The organism is Tropicimonas omnivorans, from assembly GCF_031846565.1.
In the GTDB taxonomy this organism is placed as follows: Bacteria; Pseudomonadota; Alphaproteobacteria; order Rhodobacterales; family Rhodobacteraceae; genus Tropicimonas_B; species Tropicimonas_B omnivorans.
On sequence record NZ_JAVRHL010000001.1, the window covers coordinates 600,836 to 623,031 of the forward strand.

At 66.7% G+C, this 22,196-nt stretch carries 21 protein-coding genes; 15 read left to right on the forward strand and 6 right to left on the reverse strand.

Translation table 11 applies throughout. The features are described 5' to 3' along the window. The first annotated feature begins 34 nt into the window (after nucleotides 1-34). Nucleotides 35-2,179 carry an indolepyruvate ferredoxin oxidoreductase subunit alpha gene (locus RM543_RS02940; protein WP_311689400.1) on the forward strand — a complete coding sequence of 715 codons (2,145 nt, stop codon included), beginning with the start codon at nucleotides 35-37 and terminating at the stop codon, nucleotides 2,177-2,179. Further along, nucleotides 2,176-3,798: an indolepyruvate oxidoreductase subunit beta family protein gene (locus RM543_RS02945; RefSeq protein ID WP_311689401.1), complete on the forward strand. Its 1,623-nt coding sequence runs from the start codon at nucleotides 2,176-2,178 to the stop codon at nucleotides 3,796-3,798. The genes RM543_RS02940 and RM543_RS02945 overlap by 4 nt, the downstream gene beginning before the upstream one ends. A gap of 21 nt (nucleotides 3,799-3,819) precedes the next feature. On the opposite strand, the gene RM543_RS02950 is transcribed toward RM543_RS02945, so the two are convergent. The 3 genes from RM543_RS02950 to RM543_RS02960 all read right to left on the reverse strand — a co-directional run bounded on the left by RM543_RS02950 (nucleotide 3,820) and on the right by RM543_RS02960 (nucleotide 5,817). Further along, nucleotides 3,820-4,932, reverse strand: coding sequence for an LLM class flavin-dependent oxidoreductase (locus RM543_RS02950; protein ID WP_311689402.1), 1,113 nt, complete (start codon nucleotides 4,930-4,932; stop codon nucleotides 3,820-3,822). 67 nt (nucleotides 4,933-4,999) lie between these two features. Beyond that, on the reverse strand, nucleotides 5,000-5,401 hold the full coding sequence (locus RM543_RS02955; RefSeq protein ID WP_311689403.1) for a RidA family protein: 402 nt from the start codon (nucleotides 5,399-5,401) through the stop codon (nucleotides 5,000-5,002). Next, on the reverse strand, nucleotides 5,398-5,817 hold the full coding sequence (locus RM543_RS02960; protein ID WP_311689404.1) for an acyl-CoA thioesterase: 420 nt from the start codon (nucleotides 5,815-5,817) through the stop codon (nucleotides 5,398-5,400). Before RM543_RS02960 ends, RM543_RS02955 begins: the two co-directional genes overlap by 4 nt. A gap of 168 nt (nucleotides 5,818-5,985) precedes the next feature. Here RM543_RS02960 and RM543_RS02965 point away from each other — a divergent pair, with 168 nt between their 5' ends. Further along, the gene (locus RM543_RS02965) at nucleotides 5,986-8,274 is read left to right on the forward strand and encodes a bifunctional salicylyl-CoA 5-hydroxylase/oxidoreductase (RefSeq protein ID WP_311689405.1); all 2,289 of its coding nucleotides are present in this window, start codon (nucleotides 5,986-5,988) and stop codon (nucleotides 8,272-8,274) included. Then, on the forward strand, nucleotides 8,271-9,020 hold the full coding sequence (locus RM543_RS02970) for an SDR family NAD(P)-dependent oxidoreductase (RefSeq protein WP_311689406.1): 750 nt from the start codon (nucleotides 8,271-8,273) through the stop codon (nucleotides 9,018-9,020). The genes RM543_RS02965 and RM543_RS02970 overlap by 4 nt, the downstream gene beginning before the upstream one ends. Nucleotides 9,021-9,023: 3 nt before the next feature. Here RM543_RS02970 and RM543_RS02975 read toward each other — a convergent pair whose 3' ends face one another. After that, on the reverse strand, nucleotides 9,024-9,440 hold the full coding sequence (locus tag RM543_RS02975; protein WP_311689407.1) for an acyl-CoA thioesterase: 417 nt from the start codon (nucleotides 9,438-9,440) through the stop codon (nucleotides 9,024-9,026). 229 nt (nucleotides 9,441-9,669) lie between these two features. Between RM543_RS02975 and RM543_RS02980 the strand changes: the two genes are divergently transcribed. Genes RM543_RS02980 through RM543_RS02990 form a run of 3 tightly spaced genes read left to right on the forward strand, consistent with a single transcriptional unit; the run spans nucleotide 9,670 to nucleotide 11,765 of the window. Beyond that, the gene (locus tag RM543_RS02980; protein ID WP_311689408.1) at nucleotides 9,670-10,095 is read left to right on the forward strand and encodes a cupin domain-containing protein; all 426 of its coding nucleotides are present in this window, start codon (nucleotides 9,670-9,672) and stop codon (nucleotides 10,093-10,095) included. A 21-nt stretch (nucleotides 10,096-10,116) separates the two neighbouring features. Then, nucleotides 10,117-10,959 (forward strand): fumarylacetoacetate hydrolase family protein, encoded by an 843-nt coding sequence (locus RM543_RS02985; RefSeq protein ID WP_311689409.1) that lies wholly within the window; start codon nucleotides 10,117-10,119, stop codon nucleotides 10,957-10,959. Further along, on the forward strand, nucleotides 10,956-11,765 hold the full coding sequence (locus tag RM543_RS02990) for an SDR family NAD(P)-dependent oxidoreductase (protein ID WP_311689410.1): 810 nt from the start codon (nucleotides 10,956-10,958) through the stop codon (nucleotides 11,763-11,765). Before RM543_RS02985 ends, RM543_RS02990 begins: the two co-directional genes overlap by 4 nt. A 33-nt stretch (nucleotides 11,766-11,798) precedes the next feature. Here the strand turns inward: RM543_RS02990 and RM543_RS02995 are convergent, their stop codons facing one another. Continuing rightward, entirely contained in the window at nucleotides 11,799-12,263 is a 465-nt protein-coding gene (locus RM543_RS02995; RefSeq protein ID WP_311689411.1) for a MarR family winged helix-turn-helix transcriptional regulator, read from the reverse strand. Nucleotides 12,264-12,442: 179 nt separating this feature from the next. On the opposite strand from RM543_RS02995, the gene RM543_RS03000 reads away from it, so the two are divergent. The 8 genes from RM543_RS03000 (at nucleotide 12,443) to RM543_RS03035 (ending at nucleotide 20,460) form a co-directional block, all read left to right on the forward strand. Continuing rightward, complete coding sequence (locus RM543_RS03000) at nucleotides 12,443-12,943, forward strand: putative pterin-binding protein (RefSeq protein ID WP_311689412.1); 501 nt, start codon at nucleotides 12,443-12,445, stop codon at nucleotides 12,941-12,943. A gap of 17 nt (nucleotides 12,944-12,960) precedes the next feature. Further along, nucleotides 12,961-15,201, forward strand: a complete 2,241-nt coding sequence (locus tag RM543_RS03005; RefSeq protein ID WP_311689413.1) for an ATP-binding protein — start codon at nucleotides 12,961-12,963, stop codon at nucleotides 15,199-15,201. A 110-nt stretch (nucleotides 15,202-15,311) separates the two neighbouring features. Further along, nucleotides 15,312-15,935: a DUF1523 family protein gene (locus tag RM543_RS03010; RefSeq protein ID WP_311689852.1), complete on the forward strand. Its 624-nt coding sequence runs from the start codon at nucleotides 15,312-15,314 to the stop codon at nucleotides 15,933-15,935. 79 nt (nucleotides 15,936-16,014) lie between these two features. Next, nucleotides 16,015-17,007, forward strand: a complete 993-nt coding sequence (locus RM543_RS03015) for a diacylglycerol/lipid kinase family protein (RefSeq protein WP_311689414.1) — start codon at nucleotides 16,015-16,017, stop codon at nucleotides 17,005-17,007. Continuing rightward, nucleotides 17,004-17,798 carry a metallophosphoesterase family protein gene (locus RM543_RS03020; RefSeq protein ID WP_311689415.1) on the forward strand — a complete coding sequence of 265 codons (795 nt, stop codon included), beginning with the start codon at nucleotides 17,004-17,006 and terminating at the stop codon, nucleotides 17,796-17,798. Before RM543_RS03015 ends, RM543_RS03020 begins: the two co-directional genes overlap by 4 nt. 67 nt (nucleotides 17,799-17,865) lie before the next feature. After that, on the forward strand, nucleotides 17,866-18,657 hold the full coding sequence (locus RM543_RS03025; RefSeq protein WP_311689416.1) for a 2-dehydro-3-deoxygalactonokinase: 792 nt from the start codon (nucleotides 17,866-17,868) through the stop codon (nucleotides 18,655-18,657). Next, the gene (locus RM543_RS03030; RefSeq protein ID WP_311689417.1) at nucleotides 18,654-19,643 is read left to right on the forward strand and encodes an aldose epimerase family protein; all 990 of its coding nucleotides are present in this window, start codon (nucleotides 18,654-18,656) and stop codon (nucleotides 19,641-19,643) included. Before RM543_RS03025 ends, RM543_RS03030 begins: the two co-directional genes overlap by 4 nt. A 46-nt stretch (nucleotides 19,644-19,689) precedes the next feature. Beyond that, nucleotides 19,690-20,460 (forward strand): sulfite exporter TauE/SafE family protein, encoded by a 771-nt coding sequence (locus tag RM543_RS03035; protein ID WP_311689418.1) that lies wholly within the window; start codon nucleotides 19,690-19,692, stop codon nucleotides 20,458-20,460. A gap of 40 nt (nucleotides 20,461-20,500) precedes the next feature. Here RM543_RS03035 and RM543_RS03040 read toward each other — a convergent pair whose 3' ends face one another. Beyond that, entirely contained in the window at nucleotides 20,501-22,099 is a 1,599-nt protein-coding gene (locus RM543_RS03040) for a phosphoenolpyruvate carboxykinase (protein ID WP_311689419.1), read from the reverse strand. Nucleotides 22,100-22,196: the final 97 nt, after the last annotated feature.

The following is a 22,196-nucleotide window of genomic DNA, read 5'->3' on the forward strand; positions in this document are numbered from 1 at the left end:
ATATAGTTTCCCCAGCGACCCAGGGGAGACGACCATGGCCGAACGGTCTTTCAAGAAAGAAGTCGAGCAGCTCAGGATCGGCGCGGGCGAGACGTTCCGCGGCGAGGGCATTCTCGCGATCACCAAGGCGCTGCTCGAAAACGGCGTGGGCTATGTCGGCGGCTATCAGGGTGCTCCGATCTCGCACCTGATGGACGTGCTCGCCGATGCCGAGGAGCTGATGGGCGAGCTTGGCATCCGGTTCGAGGCGAACGCCTCCGAAGCCGCCGCCGCCGCCATGCTCGCGGCGTCCGTCCACTACCCGATCCGCGGCGCGGTGACATTCAAGTCCACCGTCGGCACGAACGTCGCCTCCGACGCCCTGGCGAACCTCGCCTCGGGCGGTGTGACCGGCGGCGCGCTCATCATCGTCGGCGAGGATTACGGCGAAGGTTCCTCCATCATGCAGGAGCGGTCCCACGCCTTCGCGATGAAGTCGCAGATCTGGCTGCTCGATCCACGCCCGAACCTCCCCTCGATCACGGATGCGGTGAAGCACGGCTTCGACCTCTCGGAGGCGTCCAATACCCCCGTCATGCTGCAGGTGCGGATCCGCTGCTGCCACGTGCACGGCGCGTTCGAGGCGCAGGACAACGTCTCGCCGTCCCTCACGGTGAAGGATGCGCTGAGCAATCCGCGGCGCGAGACGGACCGCATCGTCCTGCCGCCCGCCTCCTTCAAGCACGAGCACGAGAAGATCGAGAAGCGGTGGCCCGCCGCGCTCGATTACATCCGCGAGAACAAGCTCAACGAGCGGTTCGGCCCGGAGAAGGAGAAGGTCGGGATCGTGCTGCAGGGCGGCATGTACAACGGCGTCATCCGCGCGCTTCAGCGGCTTGGCCTCGCCGACGTGCACGGCGATACAGATATTCCGCTCTACGTCCTCAATGTCGTCTATCCGCTGGTCGAGGACGAGTTCATCGATTTCTGCGCGGACAAGGATGCCGTCCTGATCGTGGAGGAGGGGCAGCCCGATTACATCGAGCAGACGCTGCGCTCCATTCTCCACAAGCACGGCGACCCGGTGAAGGTGTCCGGCAAGGACGTCCTGCCGATGGCCGGTGAATATACCGGTCAGGTCATGCTGGAAGGGATCGAGAGCTTCCTCGTGAAGCATGGCGGCGATCTGCTGCCCGATCGCGGCCGGGCGCCGAATCGTCCGCCAGAGGTTCCGGATCTGTCGGAGGTCGTCCCCGGCCGCCCGCCCGGCTTCTGCACCGGCTGTCCCGAGCGCCCGATCTTCGCGGCGATGAAGATGGTCGAGGAGGAGATGGGTCCGCACCAGATCACGGCCGATATCGGCTGCCACCTCTTCTCCATCATGCCGCCGTTCGAGATCGGCGGCACGACGATGGGCTACGGCCTCGGCCCCGCGTCCAACGCCGCGTTCGACGGTGGCGGCGAGCGGCGGCCGATCTCCATCATGGGTGACGGCGGCTTCTGGCATAACGGCCTGTCGACCTCGGTCGGCAATGCCGTGTTCAACAAGTCCGACGGCGTCATCATGGTCGTCGACAACTACTACTCCGCCGCGACCGGCGGGCAGGACATCCTGTCGAGCCGCGCGAAGAACGACACCAAGGCGACCAACAACCCGATCTCGAAGGCGCTCAAGGGTGTCGGCGTCGGCTGGGTCCGTCAGATCGACCGCACCTACGATGTCGGCAAGATGCGGGACACCCTGCGCGAGGCGCTGACGACGGATCACGAAGGTCCGAAGGTGATCGTGGCCTCCTCCGAATGCATGCTGAACCGGCAGCGGCGCGAAAAGCCGCTGATGGCCAAGGCGATCAAGGAGGGCCGGCGCGTCGAGCGTCCCAAATTCGGCGTGGACGAGGAGGTCTGCACCGGCGATCACGCCTGCATGCGGCTCTCGGGCTGCCCCTCGCTCACGCTGAAGATGCCGGACGATCCGCTCAGGGACGATCCCATCGCCCATATCGACCAGACCTGCGTCGGCTGCGGCAATTGCGGCGAGGTCGCCGACACGGCGGTGCTCTGCCCGTCCTTCTACCAGGCGGACCTCGTCCATAATCCGGGCAAGACCGAGCAGCGCATGGCCCGGTGGCAAAAGGGGATCATCACATGGCTTCAGGAGCGGCGCGCGGGCAAGCGTCTGGCGCGGGAGGCGGTGCGATGAACGATCTCGCCCTCACCCCGAAGGCGCCGGACGTCCGTCTCGGCGACATCATCAAGCTTGCCGTACTCGCCGTGGGCGGTCAGGGCGGCGGTGTGCTCTCCAACTGGATCGTCGATCTCGCGGAGCGCAACGGTTACGCGGTGCAGGCCACCTCCGTCGCCGGCGTCGCCCAGCGGACCGGCGCGACGATCTACTACATGGAGATGATGCCGGAAACCGGCCGGACCCCGGTCTTCGCCCTCGCGCCGGCGGAAGGCGATGTCGACATCCTCATTGCCGCGGAAATGATGGAAGCGGGCCGGGCGATGATGCGCGGCTTCGTCACCCCCGACCGCACGACGCTCATCGCCTCCTCCCACAGGGCGCTGGCGACGTCGGAGAAGATCCATCCCGGCAGCGGCATCGCGGACAGTGCCGCCGTGCGCCGGGCTGCCGCCGAAAGTGCGCGCAACTTCATCTGTTTCGACATGGAGGCGGTTGCGCGCGAAGCGGGCTCGGTCATCTCCTCCAGCCTGTTCGGGGCGCTGGCGGGATCGGGCATGCTGCCCTTCGAGCCGGAAAGCTACCGCGAGACCATCCGAGCCTCGGGCCGCGGCGTCGATGCGTCCATCGCGGCCTTCGACGAGGCCCGCGTCGCTGCCGAGGAGCACCGCGCTCCAAAGGCGCGCGAGGTGGACGACGCGCCGGAGCCGGGCGGCGTCCTGCCTCCCGCGGCGACGCCGGTCGAGGAGCATATCGAGCCCGAGCCGATGGCGGGGCCCGAGAAGATGCTCGGCGAATGGCGGGACCTGTCGGCTCGCGCCGACGCCTTGCCGGAGCCGGTCCTGCCCTTCGCCCGTGCCGGCCTGAAGAAGGTGGTGGATTACCAGGATCTCGCCTACGGCACCGAGTACCTCGATCGCCTGGACGAGCTTCTGCAGAAGGATCGCGCCGCGGGCGGTGAGGAGCACGAGTTCGACTTCACCGCCAACGCGGCGAAATATCTCGCCAACGCCATGAGCTACGACGACATCCCCCGCGTCGCCGACCTCAAGACGCGAAAAGGGCGGGACGCTCGGATCTCCGAGGAGATGCGTGCCAGCGACGGAACGCTCATTCAGGTGACCGAGTACTTCCATCCCCGCGCCGAGGAGATGGTGAGCTTGCTGCCCGCCGGTCTCGGCGGTTGGATCGAGTCCAGACCGAAGGTGTTCGCCGGCATCGACAAGCTGGTGAACAAGGGGCGCCGCCTCAGGACGGACCGGCTGCCCGCATTCCTCATGCTCTACACGGTCGCCGGGTTCCGCCGTATCCGCCGCCGCTCTCTTCGCCACAAGCGGGAGATGGCGCATGTGGACGAATGGCTGGGCGCGGCGACCTCGCGTCTGACGGGTGACTACGCACATGCCACGGAGACGCTGAAGGTCCGGCGGCTCATCAAGGGCTACAGCGACACCCATGCTCGCGGCGTCGCGAAGTTCGACCGGGTGATGTCCGGCGCGGCTCTGGTCGAGGGGCGGGACGATGCGGCGGCCTGGACCGCGCGACTGCTGACCGCGGCCCTGAAGGATCCCAAGGGCGAGGCGCTCGACGGCGCGCTCCAGACCGTCCGCTCCATGACGACGGCAGGGCAGGCCTGAGCCCGCCCTGCCGACCCCTTCTCAGGCGGGCGCCGTCACCTTCGGCGCCGGCCTGAGGCCCCTCTCGGCGAGCAGCGGCATGACCCGGTCGCGGAAGAAGGGGAACTCCTCGGCATAATCGAGGAAGGACATCGTCGAGCCTGCGAATCCCGCGTCGGCCAGCGATGCGATCCCCTCGGCGACCTGCTCCGGCGTGCCGACGAGGGGGAAACCGCCATGGCCGGCGGCCATGCGGTCCCGGATGAGGGCGAGCAGATCGTGCGGGAAGCTCTGGGCATTCGCGAATTGCAGGTCGACGAGGTTGTCCACCGCCTCCCAGTCCGCGTTCTCGCTGGCATACCACTCATGCTCGCGTCTGGCCTCCGCCTCGGTCTCCCGGCAGCAGATATGGGAGAAGGTCAGGACGCCGATCTTGCGGCCCTTCTCCAGAGCCTGGTTCTTCAGCTCCTGCACCTCGCCGCGGCTGCGCTCGAGGTCGATCGCCGGTGTGAAGAGGTAGTCGGCGTTGCGGGTGGCGAAGTCGCGCCCGAGGCCGGAGCCGGCGGCGTTCAGGATCGGCGGGCGACCGTCCACCGGACGGGGTGCGCCGAGGATGCCCTTCAGCTTGAAGAAGTCGCCCTCCCAGTCGAACCGGTCCTCGGAGGTCCAGAGCTTGTCCACGATGGAGAGCCATTCCTGCGCGTAGGCGTACCGCGTCTCGTGATCGTGCGGCAGGTCGAGGCCGAGCGCCTCGTATTCGGGCCGGTTCCAGCCCGCCACGACGTTGAGCCCGATGCGGCCGCCGCTGATATGGTCCGCAGTGACGATCTGCTTGGCGACGGCGACGGGATGGTTCGCCGCGGTGTGCATGGTGGCGAAGACGGTGATGTTCTCCGTCTTGGCCAGAAGCCCGACGGCCCAGGTCAGCGTCTCGAGGACGTTGTGGTGGAAGTCGGTCTCGCCGCCATAGCCGATCCAGCGGGCGATCGGCAGCATGAAGTCGACCCCGGCCTCGTCCAGCATCCGGCCGAGGCGGAGATTGTTATCCCACGAATTGTCCCAGCGGCGGTCGACCTTCGTCACCGTCATGCCGCTGGAGCAGTTCGAGGAGAATGTACCAAGCTTGAAATGATCGGACGAAAGAAAACTGCGCATGTGACCCTCCAATTCTTATGAATAGAGGGTCAGCGTAAGCGCAGGTCCTTCAAGCTCAAAGCTTTATTCAGGAGCTCGGCAGAATGGCGGTCGCTTCGATCTCGATCTTCGCCTCGTCTTCAACCAGGGCGGATACGACCACCATGGTCATCGCCGGGAAGTGATAGCCCATGATCTCACGGTAAGCCGCGCCGACCTCCTTCTGGTGGGCGACGTATTCGGACTTGTCGGTGACGAACCACGTCAGCCGGCCGATATTCTCGACCGTGCCGCCGGCGGCCTCAACCACGTCGCGGATGTTCGCGAGAGCCTGCTTCATCTGGCCGATGAAGTCCTGCGCCTCGAAGACCTGATCCTTGGTCCAGCCGATCTGGCCGCCGACGAGCAGGATGCGCCCCTCGGAGACGATGCCGTTGGCGTAGCCTTTCGCGGGTTTCCAGCCTTCGGGTTGAATAGTGATGGTGCTCACGCGTCCCCCTCCATGTAAGTGGTCAATGTCGCGCGCACCTTGTCCTGCCAGGGCTCGGCGCGCATCGAAGCGAGGCGGACGCAGACGATGGTCCCCTCGGCGGTCATACGGGGCTCCCCGGAGCCGGACGCGGCGATTCGCAGATCGCAGGAGCTGGTGCCGATGCGTTTCACCTGAAGCGTCCAGTCCAGTTCGTCGCCGAGCCGGGAGGCCTTTTCGAATTCGGTCGTGATGCGGCCCATGGGCACGCCCATACCGTCCTCGGAATGCATTCTGGCGAAGGACCAGCCCACCGCCTCGTCGAAGAAGGTCTCCACCACGGCGTTAACCATCTCGTAGTACCGCGGGTAGAACACGATCCCGGCGGGGTCGCAGTGCTGGAACAACACCTTGGTTTTCATCTCGAAGATTGCCATGGCCGCGGCCTCGTCCCGTTCTCTTTTCTGAAGGGCCGGTGACCCGCTCCCTTGCCGGACCGACAATTCCCGAGGCGGGCCCGGACTTCAAGTGTAAAACTTTAGACTTGAAGTTTCTCGCGCTTCCCCCGAACATCGCAGGCGACACGAGCCCAAGGAGTGCGCGCGATGAAGACCGTTTGTCTGGGAGGCGGCCCCGCCGGCCTCTATTTCGCCATCAGCCTCAAACTTCGTCAGCCTGACGCAGAGATCACCGTGATCGAGCGCAACAAGGCGGACGACACGTTCGGCTGGGGTGTCGTCCTGTCGGACGAAACGCTCGACAATCTCGAGGCGAACGACCCCAAGAGCGCGAAGCTCATCCGGGATCACTTCGCGTACTGGGACGACATCAAGGTGGTGAAGGAGGATGTCGCCATCACCTCCACCGGCCACGGCTTCTGCGGCCTCGGCCGCAAGCGGATGCTGCTGCTGCTCCAGGAGAGGGCGCGCGAGCTCGGTATCGAGATGCGCTTCGAGACCGAGGTCGAGGACATCGAGGCGCTCCGCAAGGAGTACGACCTCGTCGTCGCCGCGGACGGGATCAACTCCAAGACCCGCACCGCCTACAAGGAGGCCTTCAAGCCGGAGATCGACCGGCGGGTCTGCAAATTCGTCTGGCTCGGCACAAAGGCCAAGTTCGACGACGCCTTCACCTTCATCTTCAAGAAGACCGAGCATGGCTGGATCTGGGCGCATGCCTACCAGTTCGATGCGGACACTGCGACATTCATCGTCGAATGCGCCGAGGACACTTGGCGCGGCCTCGGCTTCGACACCAAGTCCCAGGACGAGGCCATCGCGCTCTGCGAGGAGATCTTCGGCGATCATCTGGACGGTAACCCGCTCGTCTCGAACGCCAAGCACCTGCGCGGCTCCGCCTGGCTGAACTTCGACCGTGTTCTCTGCGAGAAGTGGCACCACGAGAACATCGTCCTTCTGGGGGACGCGTCGGCCACGGCGCACTTCTCCATTGGCTCCGGCACGAAGCTGGCCCTCGAATCCGCCATCGCGCTCGCGGAGCTGGTGGACAAGGAAGAGACCCTCGAGAAGGCGTTCGAGAAGTATCAGGAGGAGCGCCGCCTCGACGTGCTGCGCCTGCAATCCGCCGCGCGGAACTCCACCGAGTGGTTCGAGGAGGTCGACCGGTACCTCCATCTCGATCCGGTCCAGTTCAACTACTCCCTGCTCACCCGCTCGCAGCGGATCAGCCACGAGAACCTGCGCCTGCGGGACCAGAAGTGGCTGCGCGAGGCGGAAGAGTGGTTCCAGAGCCAGGCCGGCGCCAACGGCGTGCACCGCGCGCCGATGTTCGCGCCGTTCCAGCTGAAGGACATGCGCCTGAAGAACCGCGTCGTCGTCTCTCCGATGGCGCAATACAAGGCCGTGGACGGCTGCCCGACGGATTGGCACTTCACCCATTACGCCGAGCGCGCGAAGGGCGGCGCGGGTCTCGTCTACATCGAGATGTCCTGCGTCTCCCCCGAGGGGCGGATCACGCCGGGCTGCCCCGGCCTCTACGCGCCAGAGCATGAGGCCCAGTGGACGCGCCTGTGCGATTTCGTCCATGCCGAAACCGATGCGAAGCTCTGCATGCAGATCGGTCATGCCGGCCGGAAGGGCTCCACGCAGCTCGGCTGGCAGGAGATGGACGCACCGCTCGAGGAGGGCAACTGGCCGCTCCTCTCCGCCTCGGCGATCCCGTGGTCCGACCGGAACCAGGTGCCGAAGGCGATGGATCGCGACGACATGGACCGCGTGCGCGACGAGTTCGTTGCCTCGACCGAGATGGCCGCGCGGGCGGGCTTCGACATGGTCGAATTCCACGCCGCCCACGGCTATCTCATCTCCTCCTTCATCTCGCCCCTCTCGAACGAGCGGACGGACGAGTACGGCGGCAGCCTCGAGAACCGGATGCGCTATCCGCTCGAGGTCTTCCGGGCGATGCGGGCGGTCTGGCCCGAGACCAAGCCGATGTCCGTCCGCATCTCCGCGACGGACTGGACGGGCGAGCGCGGCGTGTCCGGCGAGGAGGCGGTGGAGATCGCCCAGATGTTCCACGATGCCGGCGTCGATATCGTCGATGTCTCCGCCGGTCAGACGAGCATCGAGGCGAAACCGGTCTACGGCCGGATGTTCCAGACGCCGTTCTCCGATCGGATCCGGAACGATCGCGGCATCCCGACTATCGCCGTTGGCAACATCTACGAGCCCGACCACGTCAACTCGATCCTGATGGCCGGGCGTGCGGACCTCGTCTGCCTCGCGCGGCCGCACCTCGCCGATCCCTACTGGACGCTCCACGCCGCCGCGGCCCTCGGGGACGAGGAGACGGCTTGGCCCGATCCCTACCTGCCCGGGCGTGACCAGATCCGGCGCCTTGCCGAGCGGGGCGAGGGCCTGGGGATCCGCGTATGACGGATCTGTCCGGCAAGACGGCCCTCGTCACGGGCGGGGGCACCGGCCTCGGCGCCGATCTCGCGCGCGGCTTCGCCGAAGCCGGCGCGACGGTCTGGATCGCCGGGCGCAGGCGCGGTCCGCTCGACGAGGTCGCCGGGACTCATCCGAACATTCGCCCCGTCGAGGCGGATGTGACGGACGAGGCCTCCGTGCGGGCCATGTTCGATGAGGCGGGTCCGTGCGAGATCGTGATCGCGAATGCGGGCACCTCCGCCAGCGCGCCCTTTGCGAAGACGGACCTGACGACGTTCCGCCAGATGGTTGACGTGAACCTGACCGGGGCCTTCCTCACCTTGCGCGAAGGGGCGGCCCGGCTGGAGGGCGCGCCCTGGGGCCGGCTGCTCGCCGTTGCCTCGACCTCGGGTCTCAAGGGGTACGCCTATGCCTCCGCCTACGCGGCGGCCAAGCATGGCGTCGTCGGGCTGGTGCGCTCCGCTGCGCTGGAACTGGCCCGCACCGGCATCACCGCCAATGCGCTCTGCCCCGGCTTTCTCGACACCGAGATGACGGAGCGGTCGGTGGAGAACATCGCCGGGAAGACCGGGCGCAGCCCCGAGGAGGCGCGCGCCCAACTCGAGAAGATGAGCCCCCAGCGGCGCCTCACCCGTCCGGACGAAGTGACCGCCGCCGCCCTCTGGCTTTGCGGACCGGGCAGCGAGGGTGTCACCGGCCAGTCCATCGCCATCGCGGGCGGCGAGGTCTGAGGCTCACTCCTCGGCGGGATCGAGATACCGCTGGAGGCCCTGGCGCATGTCGTCGGGCCAGGGAAGCGACTTGTGGGTGTCCGTGGAGGTCAGCACGACCCGTTCGGACACCTTCCAGATCGCCTCGCCCTTGACCCGCGCGATGGTTTCCAGATCCATCGAGGAATTGCCGATCCGGCGGATGTGCATCGAGAAGTCGAGCATGTCGCCATAGAAGGCCGGCTTGTAGAATTCGATGTTCATCTTCAGGACCGGCATCCCGAGGTTGCGTTCCAGCATGATCTCCTTCCAGGTGATCCCGATCGACGCGAACATGGCTTCGTTCACGTCCACCAGCATGGAGAGGTAAGCGGGGTGGTAGGCGATCCCGGTCAGGTCGCAATCGCCGAAGCGCATCGGTTTGGAAATCTCGAACGGCATGGGCTCAGTCCCTCTTTGTCATGGCAAATTCCTTCAAACATAAACTACAGAGCCGCCCGCAGTGCCAGCGTTTCCTCCGGCAATCGGGCGCCCTAAGGCGCCATTGTGCTGAAGGTAACGGGATCCCTTGAAATGAGGGACGAAAAAGAGTTCAAGTTTAAAGCATAATTTCAGCGGCCTCGCGCCCGCCGGCGCCGGCCTCAGACCACTTCCGAGGAGGAGCCCTACCATGGCCGAACACGACGTTCCCGTTATCACCCGCGCCAACACCTATGGCGAACAGACCGGACAATCCGGCGATTGCGTGCGCAAATCCGGCGTCAGCCCGCAACACACGCCCGCCACGAAGATCTGGTTCGGCCAGGTCTCGAACGCGCCGGGCCACCGCTCCCCGCCGCACCACCACGAGGAGGCCGAGACCGGCGGCTATGTCCTGCGCGGCCACGGCCGGATCTACTACGGCAAGGACTACAAGGAATACATGGACCTCCACGAAGGGGACTTCGTCTTCGTTCCGCCCTTCATGCCCCATGTCGAGGTGAACATGAGCACGACGGAAGAGCTGGTCTGGCTCACCTGCCGCACCCCCGACAACCTCGTGAAGAACCTCGAGGATGTTCCGGACGAGCAGCTCGAAGGCTATCGTCGCTCCTGATCCCTGCTCGAAAGACACAACATGAAACTCGTTAGATTTGGTGAGGCCGGGGACGAACGCCCCGGCCTGGTGGACCGCGAGGGCAAGATCCGGGACATCTCGGACGCCGTGGCGGATATCGCGGGGGATGTCCTTTCTCCCGAGGGTCTCGCCCGCCTCGCCGCCCTCGATCCGTCCGATCTGCCGCTCGCGCCCGAAGGGGCCCGCCTCGGCGCGCCCGTGGCCGGCGTCGGCAAGATGCTCTGCATCGGCCTCAACTACGCCGACCACGCCCGGGAGACCGGCAAGGAGCCGCCCGCCGAGCCCGTGGTCTTCGGCAAGGCGACGACGGCGATCTGCGGCCCCTACGACAATGTCGAGATTCCCCGCGGCTCCGACCGCACCGACTGGGAGGTCGAGCTCGGAGTGGTGATCGGCACCCGTGCGAAATACGTGGACGAGGCGGACGCCCTTTCCCACGTCGCGGGCTACGTGCTGGTCAACGACGTCTCCGAGCGGCGTTTCCAGTCCGAGCGCGGCGGCCAGTGGATCAAGGGCAAGAGCCACGACACCTTCGCGCCCATCGGCCCCTGGCTCGCCACGGCCGACGAGATCCCGGACCCGCAGGAGATGGACCTCTGGCTCGATGTCGACGGCGAGCGTCGCCAGACCGGCAATACCCGCACCATGATCTTCGGCGTGGCCCACGTGGTCAGCTATCTGTCGCAGTTCATGACGCTGGAGCCGGGGGACATCATCGCGACAGGCACGCCTCCGGGCGTCGGCCTCGGGATGAAGCCGCCGACCTTCCTGCGCGAGGGGCAGGTGGTTCGCCTCGGCGCCGAGGGCCTCGGCGAGCAGCAGCAGACCATGGTGCAGGCATGACGGCTGCGATGGACAAGGCGAAGGCGGCGATGACGGACCTGTCCGGCCGCACTGCCATCGTGACCGGAGCCGGCCGGGGGCAGGGCGCCGTGGAGGCGGAAATGCTCGCGTCCTGCGGCGCCTCCGTCATGCTCTGCGACGTGCTCGAGGAAGAGGGCGAGGCGCAGGCCGCCGCCCTTCGTGACGCTGGCCACGAGGCCCGCTTTGCCAGGCTCGACGTGACGCAGGAAGCCGGTTGGCAGTCCGTCCTCGACGAGATCCGGGACTGGACCGGCCGGCTCGACATCCTCGTCAACAACGCCGGCATCATCAACCGCAACCCGATCGAGAAGATCTCGGTCGCCGAGTGGGAGAAGGTGCTTCAGGTCAACGCGACGGGCGCCTTCATCGGCCTCAAGCTCGCGGTGCCGATGATGGAGGAAACGGGCGGCGGCAGCATCGTCAACATCTCCTCGAACAGCGGTTTCTCGGGCCATTACGATCCGGCCTACACCGCGAGCAAATGGGCGCTGCGTGGCCTGACCCGCTCCGCCGCACTCGAGTTCTCCGAGCGCGGCATCCGGGTCAACGCGATCTGCCCCGGTCTCATCGTCACCGACCTCAACCGCGGCTCCCCGCATCTGAAGCCGATGATCGAGATGACGCCGATGCAGCGCAGCGGCGAGGCGGACGAGGTGGCGCAGCTGGTGCTGTTCCTGGCCTCCGACGCGTCAGCCTTCATCACGGGAGAGGACTTCGTGATCGACGGCGGCTTCACCGCAGGCGCAGGATATCGCCGCGTGGCGCGGGAAACCGGCGTCTTCTGATCCCGGAGGCGTGCGCCGGGATCGGCGCGCGCCTCACCCTTTCGGCTTGTGCCGAATGTCGAGCATGATGGAGATCGCGCGGGCGACGTCCGGCTCCGAGACGTCGGAGAAGAGTTCGTCCACCCAGGTGCGGTGCGCGGCGCTCATCTCGTCCATCAGCGTGCTTCCCCGCGGCGTGATCTTCACGAGGAACGCGCGCCGGTCGGAGGCGAGGTTCGCTCGCTCGACGAGGTCGTCCGCGACCAGTTTCTCGACCACCCCCGTGACATTGCCGTTTGAGACGACGAGTTGCTTCGACAACTCGCTCATCCTGAGGCCGTCGGGCGTCTGATGGAGCGCGGCCAGCACGTCGAAGCGGGGGAGCGTCATCCCGTATTCCGTGCGCAGCCGTTCGCGGAGCTTGCCTTCGACGGACCGCGTCGCCTTCAGCATCTGGAGCCAGAGGCGCACCCGCTGCGTCGCGAGCGTTGTCTTCTCGATGGTCGGAGCGATGCTCACGCGGTGTGTCTCCCGGTCATTTCGACGCGCTTTCGTTTTATACCTGAAACAGCGCGGGCGGGAAGCTTTGCCGCAAACGCCGGCCGGCATGGTGCGGATTTGCCGGTGAGCCTTTGCCGTCTGGAAAGGAATTGTCGCTAGAGCTGCTCTCCGGGTCCACGTCACTGGAGACATGAAAGATGCAGCTTCGCCTTCTTCTGATCGCTTTTGCCCTGTTCGCCCTCCCGCTCGGTGCCTTTCCGCTCGAGGCGCCGGAAGGCCAGCCCCTTCTGACGGTCACCGGCCAGATCGAGCAGACCAACGAGGGAGACGCGGCAGTCTTCGATCGCGCCATGCTCGAGGCGATGGACCCGGTGACCTACGAAACCGGCACGGTCTGGACGGAGGGCGTTCAGCGCTTCACGGGCGTTCCCCTCGCGCGTCTCATGCAGGAGGTCGGCGCCGCGGATGTTTCGATCTACGCGACCGCGATCAACGATTACGCCGTCGAGATCCCGGCGGGGGACTGGTCGCGCGGCGCCCCGATCGTCGCGTTCCTCACCAATGACGCGCCGATGTCCCGGCGGGAAAAGGGGCCGCTCTGGATTATCTATCCGTTCGATTCGAAGCCCGAGTTCCAGACCGAGACGATCCTGTCCCGATCCATCTGGCAGCTCGACCGTATCGTGGTCGGACGCTGAGGCAGGCGCCCTCGAAGATGGCGGAGTTCGCAGGATCCTCGGCCGGCAAGGCCGCGCGCAAGGGGGGCTTCGGTATCCCCGTCGCGATGGGAGCCGTCGTGCTGTGTCTCGCGCTCGTGGTGACCTCCGCCGTCCTTCTGCTGCGGGAGATCGACGCAGTCTCCCAGTCCACCTCGGACAACATCCAGTGGGGCCTCGCACAGGCCGAAACGGAAGCGCTCGCATTGGCGCTGACTCTCGCCCGCGCGGAGCAGGGGCGGGGTGATCTCGAGGATGTGCGCCTCAAGTTCGACCTGCTCTACAGCCGCATCAACGACTATACCGTCGGCCGGTCCTATGCCGAGCTCAGAAGCGAGCCGGCCTACGCCGCCCTTCAGGGGGAGGTCGTGACGTTCCTGCAGGATGCGGTCCCCCTCGTGGACGGCCCCGATACCGAGCTGACCGCTGCGTTGCCCGAGCTCCATGCAGCGACGATGGAGGTGCGGGGCGCGATCCGGGCCTTTGCCGTCGATGCGCTGCACTTCTTCGCGGATGCATCCGATGACCGGCGAAGCGGACTGCGTTCTATGCTGTGGGGCCATGCGGGCGTCCTCGGTGTCATCCTCGTCGGCCTCGTTCTGGTCAGCTGGATGCTCTGGCGCATGGGGCAGGCGGCTAGGAGCCATGCGCTCGATGTGCAGCGCGCCGGCGCGCGGACGCGCATGGTGGTCGATGCCTCGCTCGACGCGATCATCGTCACCGACGAGACCGGGCGCATCGAGGAGTTCAACCCCGCGGCGCAGCGGATCTTCGGCCATGCGAGGGACATCGCACTCGGCCAGCTTGCACAGGATCTCCTCTATCCCCCGGACGTCGCAGAATCGTTCCGGACGCAGAAGTTTGCCTTCGAGGACGAGCAGGACCCACAGAAGAAGCTCCGCATCGAGACGCGTGCGCTGGACAGCACCGGCCGCGTCTTTCCCGCCGAGCTTTCCGTCGTGCGCGCCGAAGGGGGGCGGCAGTTCGTCTCCCACATTCGCGATATCTCCCGGCGCAAGGCGGACATGGCGTACCTGACCGAGGCCCGCGAACGCGCGCTTGCCGGGGAGCGGACCAAGGCCGAGTTCCTCGCCGTCATGTCCCACGAGATGCGAACGCCACTGAACGGTCTCCTGGGATGCATGCAGCTCATGCGCGACCAGGCCCTGTCGCCCGGCCTGACGGCTCTTCTCGACCGGATGAAGTTTTCGGGCGATCACCTCCTGAGCATCGTCAACGACGTGCTCGACCTGTCGAAATACGAAGCCGGCAAGATGGAGCTCGAGAGCGAACGCTTCGGCCTGACGGAGCTGCTGGACGGTGTCATCGAAACTGCGGCGCCGATGGCGGAAGCGGCCGGCACCCGGATCGGATGGCACTGGATCGGGGAGCGGGCGGAGAGCGCCGTCGGCGATGTGCGGCGCCTGCGCCAGGTTCTTCTCAATCTCGTCGGCAACGCGGTCAAGTTCACCGCGGACGGAACGGTCTCGGTGGAGGTCGAGAGGTTGCCCTGCGGCGTGACGGAGTTCCGCGTGATCGATACCGGCGTGGGGATCACGGAGGCGAATCTCGGAAAGATCTTCAACGATTTCGAGACGCTGGACGGTTCCTACACCCGCGCGGCCGGTGGAACGGGCCTAGGTCTCGGAATCGCCCGGCGCCTGACGGAGCTGATGGGCGGTGACATCGATGTTGAAAGTACGTTCGGCGAGGGAAGCTGCTTCCGCCTGCGCGTTCCGCTGGAGCTCGATTCAGGGGACGAGGAGGCGGAAGCGACGGGCCCCGCGGGCGGGCAGATCGCGGGACCGCTCGACCTGCTCCTGGTAGAAGACAACGAGATCAATCGGTTCGTCGCCCGCGCCATGCTGGAGGCCGACGGTCATCGCGTGATTGAGGCGCCGGACGGCCGCGTCGGCGTGGAGATGGCCGGAACGCGGCGGTTCGACGTGATCCTGATGGATATCTCGATGCCGGTGATGGACGGCCCGACTGCGGCCCGCGCGATCCGGGAGGGCAGCGGACCGTGCGCGGCGACGCCCATCGTCGCCGTGACGGCCCATGCCCTGCCGGAGGAGATCGCGCGGTTCAGTGCCGCGGGCATGGAGCACTGGGTCAGCAAGCCGATCGACAGGGCTGAGCTCCTGACGAAGCTGGCGGACATCGTCGCCGACGCGCCGGCACGGCCTGAGCGGGTGCGTCCGGGGCCCGGCGCGACCCCTCCGAACGCCGCGGCGGACTAGGGAGGATCTAACGCTGGACCCCTCGCGCTGTCGCCCCCTTCGCCTTTCTGCGGACAGCGGCATGAGGTAGGTTCGCCCTCACCGGGTGTACGGCATGGGAGAGGCGGGTGCTGCGATATTTGAAATGGACGTTCTGGATCGTCTTCTGGCTGATCTTCGCGGCGTTCCTCCACTACACGCTTCCGCAGACGGATATCGTCCGGATCACCGACACCGAGACGCGTCGGGTCGATTTCGGCGAGAACAGCATTTTCTGGGCCTCCCCCGATAGCGGCAACGCCACCGGCACGATCAATCGGGACGTCTTCTTCATTCAGGCGATCCGCACCAACGGGAAGCCGATCGTCTACCGGAACGAGGATACCGGCTGGGGCTGGCCTCCCTACTTCAAGTTCGACACCGCCAACCTGCAAACCCGGTCCGCCGACCTGCGGTCGACCTCGGCGGAGCCGCAATGGGCCGCGATGCGGCATTACGGGTGGCGCAACGAGGTCCTGTCCATCTATCCCAATGCCATCTCGGTGCGCCCGGTGGACGGGCCTGACGTGACGATCATCCCGTGGTTCAAGATCATCGTCCTGATCCTCCTCGCGATGCTGGTCTGGTTCATCTGGGCTCGCTGGCGACGGTTCCGGGAGCGGCGCCTCGACCCGATGTGGGACGAGCGCCACAGGGAGGCCGGCAATCGCCCGTCCGGTGCGCGGCGCTGGTTCGACGGCGGACGGAAGGGCTAGCTTCGGCTTTCCTCCGATGCGGGTGAACCGCCGGGCGCTCCGCGCGTTAGCCGGGCGTAGCGCTATGCAGGGGGCCGCCGTGACTGGCACCATCGTTGACACGGACATCGAGGATACGACCCGGGGCGTAGAGGGCTCCGAGACCGGGAACGGCGCGTCCCGGTCGTCGAGGGCAGGGGCCGTCGTGCTTCTGAACCTGGGGTCGGGAGCCGGCAAGGAAGACGGCGTTCCGGCCGACTTGCAAAAAGCCCTCGACGCGCATCCCGGCAAGTTCGAGTTGCGGACGATCGAGGGCGGTGACGATATCGAGCGCGAGACGAAGCGCGCCATGGCGGACGGCTTCCGAACGATCGTCGCAGCCGGCGGCGACGGTACGATCTGCGCCGTCGCCTCTCATGTCACCGGAACGGATCACACCCTCGGGGTCATCCCGCAGGGAACGTTCAACTATTTCTCCCGCGGCCTCGGCATCCCGGAGGATCCCGTGGAGGCCGTGAACCTGATCGCCATGGGGGACCATCACGCGATTTCCGTCGGCGAGGTGAACGGCCAGATCTTCCTCAACAACGCGTCTCTCGGTGTCTACCCTGCGATCCTTCGGCAGCGGGAAACCATCTACAAGCGTTGGGGCCGTAGCCGGATCGCGGCGCATTGGTCGGTCATCAAGACATTCTTCGGCTTCACACGGCGCCTGAAGATGGACGTGAAGGTGGACGGCAAGTCGATCCGGACGAAGACGCCGCTGGTTTTCGTCGCGCGGTCCGCGTTCCAGCTTGAGCAGTTCGGCCTCGACGGCGCCGATTGCGTGCGGCGCGGCCAGTTCGCCCTGCTTCTCGCCCCTGATACCGGGCGCTGGGCGTTGATGATGCTGGCGCTGCGCCTCGCCGTTCACAACATGCGCATGGGCAAGGACGTGGAGCTGATCTGCGGGGACGAGATCGTCATCACGCCGCGCCAGAAGAAGATGCTCCTGGCCCGGGACGGGGAGCGCGAGGCAATGGCTGCCCCGTTCCATTTCAAGATGCGCAAGGGTGCGCTGAAGCTGATCGCTCCGGCCGGGGAGGTCGAGTGACACGTCGCGTCGTTCATCTTTCGGATCTCCATTTCGGCCGAGACAACCCCGAGCTTCTGGACCCTCTCGTCGAGATGGTGAACGGGCTTTCCCCGGACCTCGTCGCCATCTCGGGAGACTTCACGCAGCGCGCGCGGATCTCCCAGTACAAGGAAGCCGCGGCGTTCCTCGATCGTCTCGATCATCCGTGGCTCGCGGTGCCCGGCAACCACGACACGCCGCTGGACAACCTTTTCGTGAGGTTCTTCCGGCCCTGGCGGCGGTATCGGGCGCACGTGACGCGAGACATGGAGCCCCGATTTTCGGACGAGGAAATGATCGTGGCCGGCGTGAACACGGTGAACCCCTACTCGTGGCAGCGCGGGCGGATCCGGCAGAAGGCCGTGCAGCGGGTGTGCGACGCGTTCGACGGGCGGCATGGGGAGCGGATGCGGATTGCGGTCCTGCATCACCCGCTCGAACAGGGGCCGGACGTGGACAAGGCGCCGACGCGGGGCGCCGACAGTGCGGTTGCGTCCTTCGGGGCGTGCGGCGCGGATATCGTCCTCTCCGGGCATCTGCATTCGTGGCGTGCTGAGCCGTTCGAGGGGGCGGCCGGCGTGCTGCTCGTGCAGGCCGGGACATCCCTGTCGACGCGATTGCGGGACGAGCCGAACGATTTCAACCTGCTGACCTTCGACGGGCCGGATCTCGAGGTGGCCCGGTACACCGCCCCGCAGGGAAAGCACGTCTTCGATAGGGCCGCGTCTCGCGCCTACAGCCGGACCGAGAGCGGATGGCGCGCGGCGTGACCCCATTGCGGGCAGCGTCCGTATGCTTCAGTTTCAGGGCAATCTTGATCAGGGGGACCCGCCCGAGATGAGTGCAGACTGGATCGCGGCGGACTGGTCCGGCGGCGTGCTGGTGGCTGTCGGCATCGGGCCGGGCGGAGCGGTGCTCTGGCAATCCGAATGCGCGGGCGCGTCGACCGAGGCCGCGTTGGCGGAGTTGCCGGAGCAGGCGCCCGCCATCGTCAGCGGCCCTGCACCCGAGGGCGGACGCGCGCTGCGGGGCGTACCGGCCAAGCCGCTCGACACCGCGCCCACGCGGACCGGCGACGCGCATGTCCTCAAGGGGCTGACGCAGGCCGAGCCGGTGGCGGCGATGGAGGGCCCCGAGGTCCGGATCGCCGGCTTTCAGGCGTTCAATCCGAAGTTCGACGGTATCCTGTGTCTTCCGGGCGCGGATGCGACATACTGGGCCGAGGTCAGCGCCGGCGAGGTCGTGTCGTTCCGAACTGCCCTCACGGGGCGCCTCGCGGAGGCGGTTTCGGGCGAGAGTGGGCCGCTCTTCGGCGATGCCTTCGAGGCGGCGCTGGATGCCACCCTCTCGCGGCCCGAACGGCTGGCGGAGACACTGGGCTCCGCCGCAGCGCGGCTAAGAACGGGCGCCGACGGGGCGGCTGACATGGCTCTCGGCGCGCTGATCGGTGCGGAGCTGGCAGCGGCGCGGCCCTATTGGCTCGGGCAAGAGGTCGCCGTGATCGGCAAGGGCGACGCGGCGCGCGCCTACGTCGCCGCGCTCGAGAGGCAGGGGACACCGGCCACCATCGCGGATCCCGATGCGATGTGGCTGCGAGGCATGAACGAGGCGAGGAGATCACTGGCATGAAACCCTTTGGCATCACCAAGGACGGTTACGGGGTCGAACGTCTGACGCTGCAGGCGGGCCCGGTCACGGCGAAGATCCTGACCCTCGGGGGGATCCTGCAGGACGTCCGGCTGGAGGGCGTTCCGCATTCGCTGACGCTCGGATCCGAGGATCTGGCCGCCTATGACGGGGGGCCGCTTGCCTATTTCGGCGCCATTGCCGGCCCCGTGGCGAACCGGCTGTCCGGCGGGCGCGCCGAGGTCGCCGGCCGCGAGATCGAGCTCGAGCCGTTCGCGGCGGGCGGACACTCCCTGCACAGCGAACCCCACGGCCTCCACGCGCGGATCTGGTCGATCGAAGATTTCGGGGCGGATCACGTCGAACTGGTCACCTGGGTTGGTGACGGGGAAGACGGTCTTCCGGGCAACCGGACGTTCCGGGCACTCTGGTCGGGCAGCGAGGATGGAACGCTGACGCTGACCGTCACGGTGGAGACCGACGCGCCGACACTGATGAACATCGCGCAGCATTCGATGTGGAATCTCGCCGGGACGGACACGATCGACGGTCACCTGCTGTCCATCGCCGCGGAGCGGGTGCTGCATATCGACAGCGCCGTCCTGCCCACCGGTGCCGCGCTGGACGTCTACGGCTGGCACTACGACTTCCGCGAGCCGAAGGAACTGGGGCCGGACGACCGTTTCGATCACAACTGGTGCCTGTCCGAGGCGCGGGAGCCGATGCGACAGGTGGCAACGCTCGCGGCTCCGAACGGACCGACGCTGACGATCTCCACCACCGAGCCCGGCCTCCAGGTCTACACCGCGGACGGATACGAGGCGGAGGGCGTCGAGGGACTCGACGGGCGGAGTTACGGCAACCGGTGCGGGATCGCGCTGGAGCCGCAGTTCTGGCCGGATGCGCCGAACCACGACTGGTTTCCCTCCATCCGCCTCGATCCCGGCGAGCCGTGGACACACGTGACGCGGCTGTCCTTCACGCGCTGACGCTTTACGCCTCGCAGGATGCGGGCGGGCGCGGTAAGTCCGTGGCATGACCGGCCTTCTGGATCTCGTCCCGCTCCCGCTTCTCGTTCTCGCCGCGTCCATCGCGGTGGGAGCCGGTGTCGTGAAGGGCGCCACGGGCTTCGCCTTCCCGATGATCATGATCTCGACGCTCGGCTCCTTTCTGCCGCCTCAGATCGCGCTCGCGGCGCTGATCGTGCCAACGGTGGTGACGAACGGATTCCAGGCATTCCGGGAAGGACCGGCGGCGGCGTGGGACGCGGTTCGGGCGCATTGGCTCTTCGTCCTCGTCGTGTCGATCTGCCTGATTTTGAGCGCTCAGCTCGTCGGCCTGCTGGATCCGCGGGTGATCTTCGCGGCAATCGGTGTGCCGATCACGCTCTTCGCGATCTTCCAGCTCGGCGGGTGGCGCCTGCGCATCACGCCCGGCTCGAAGCGCAAGGTGGAGATCGGCGCGGCGGCCTTCGCGGGCGCCGTCGGCGGGTTCTCCGGTGTCTGGGGGCCGCCGACCGTGGCCTACCTGACCGCCCTCGACACGCCGAAGACGGAGGCCGTACGGACCCAAGGGGTGATCTTCGGCCTGTCCTCGATCCTGCTTCTGCTGGCGCACATGAATTCGGGCGTTCTGAACCCGCAGACCTGGCCGCTCAGCCTCGCCATGGTCGTCCCGGCGCTTCTGGGCCTCAAGATCGGGCAGGGCCTCCAGGACAGCATGGACCAGGTCCGCTTCCGGCGGTTCACGCTCATCGTCCTTGTCGTGGCCGGGCTGAACCTCATCCGGCGGGCCTTGGCGGGATAGGACGGGCGCGGCTCCGACCGGCGGAGCCGCGCGGGATCGTTCAGCCGATCGCCACGGCCTTCACGTCGTCATCGATATGGGCGAGGTACTGCTCGAAATTCTCGGCGAACATGTCCACCAGCTTGGAGGCCTGCGCATCGTAGGCCGCAGGATCGTCCCAGGTGGAGCGCGGATCCAGAAGGCCGTCGTCCACGCCCCGGACGGAGACCGGGACCTGGAAGCCGAAATTGGAATCCTTCCGGAAGTCCGAATCGTTGAGCGAGCCATCGAGTGCCGCGGTCAGCAGCGCGCGGGTCGCCTTGATCGGCATCCGGCTCCCGGTGCCGTAGGCGCCGCCGGTCCAGCCGGTATTCACCAGCCAGCAGGTCGCCCCATGCTCGGCGATCTTGCCGCGCAGGAGCTCCCCGTAGACTTCCGGCCGGCGCGGCATGAAGGGCGCGCCGAAGCAGGTCGAGAAGGTCGGCTCCGGCTCGGTCACGCCACGCTCGGTGCCGGCGACCTTCGAGGTGAAGCCCGACAGGAAGTGGTACATCGCCTGCGCCGGGGTCAGCCGCGCGATGGGGGGAAGCACGCCGAACGCATCGCAGGTCAGCATGATGATGTTCTTGGGGTGCCCGCCGAGACCGGTCTCGGAGGCGTTGGTGATGTAGTCCAGCGGATAGGCGCAGCGCATGTTCGCGGTCAGGCTGTCATCCTCGAAATCGAGGGCCAGCGTCTCGGGATCGAACACCATGTTCTCGATCACGGTGCCGAACATCGACGTCGTGCGGAAGATCTCGGGCTCCGCCTCGGGAGAGAGGGAGATCGTCTTCGCGTAGCACCCGCCTTCGAAGTTGAACGTGCCCCGGTCGGACCAGCCGTGCTCGTCATCGCCGATCAGCGTGCGGTCCGGATCGGCGGAGAGCGTCGTCTTGCCCGTGCCCGACAGGCCGAAGAAGACCGCCGCGTCCACCGGGTTGCCGCTCGCGTGATTGGCCGAGCAGTGCATCGGCATGACGCCTTTCTCGGGCAACAGGTAGTTCAGCAGGGTGAAGACGGACTTCTTGTTCTCGCCGCTGTATTCAGTGCCGCCGATTAGGATCATCTTGCGGTCGAAGTTGAGGGCGATGACGGTCTCGCTCCGGCAATCGTGCTTCGCGGGGTCCGCCTTGAAGCCGGGGCAGTTCACGATGGTGAAGCCCGGTTCGAACGTGTCTAGCTCTGACGGATCGGGACGGCGGAGGAGATGGCGGATGAAGAGGCCGTGCCATGCCAGTTCCGTCACCATCCGCACGTCGAGACGGAGGGCGGGATCGGCGCCGGCGAAGAGGTCCTGCACGAACATCTCGCGGCCCTGCATGTAGTCCAGCATGTCCGCGTGGAGCGCGTCGAAGCCTTCGGGGGACATCGCGGCGTTGTTGTCCCACCAGATCGTGTCCGCCGTCGTCTCGGTGCGGACCACGTGCTTGTCCTTGGGAGAGCGACCCGTGAACTTGCCGGTCTCGACGAGAAGAGCGCCGCCGAGGCCGAGCGTTCCCTCGCGGCGCTCGATGGCGGCCTCAACGAGAGCGGGCTCGGCGAGATTGTAATGAACCGTGCCGAGGCCCGTCAGGCCCTGCGCGTCCAGTGTCAGGGACGGGTTCACGCGTCCGGTGCTCATGTCTTAGCTGCTCCCTGGCGCCGCATAAGGCCCGCGGTGCCATGTGTAGATTGCCGTCAGCGGCGCGGAGGATGCGCGCCGACCAGCCCCTCCCGGC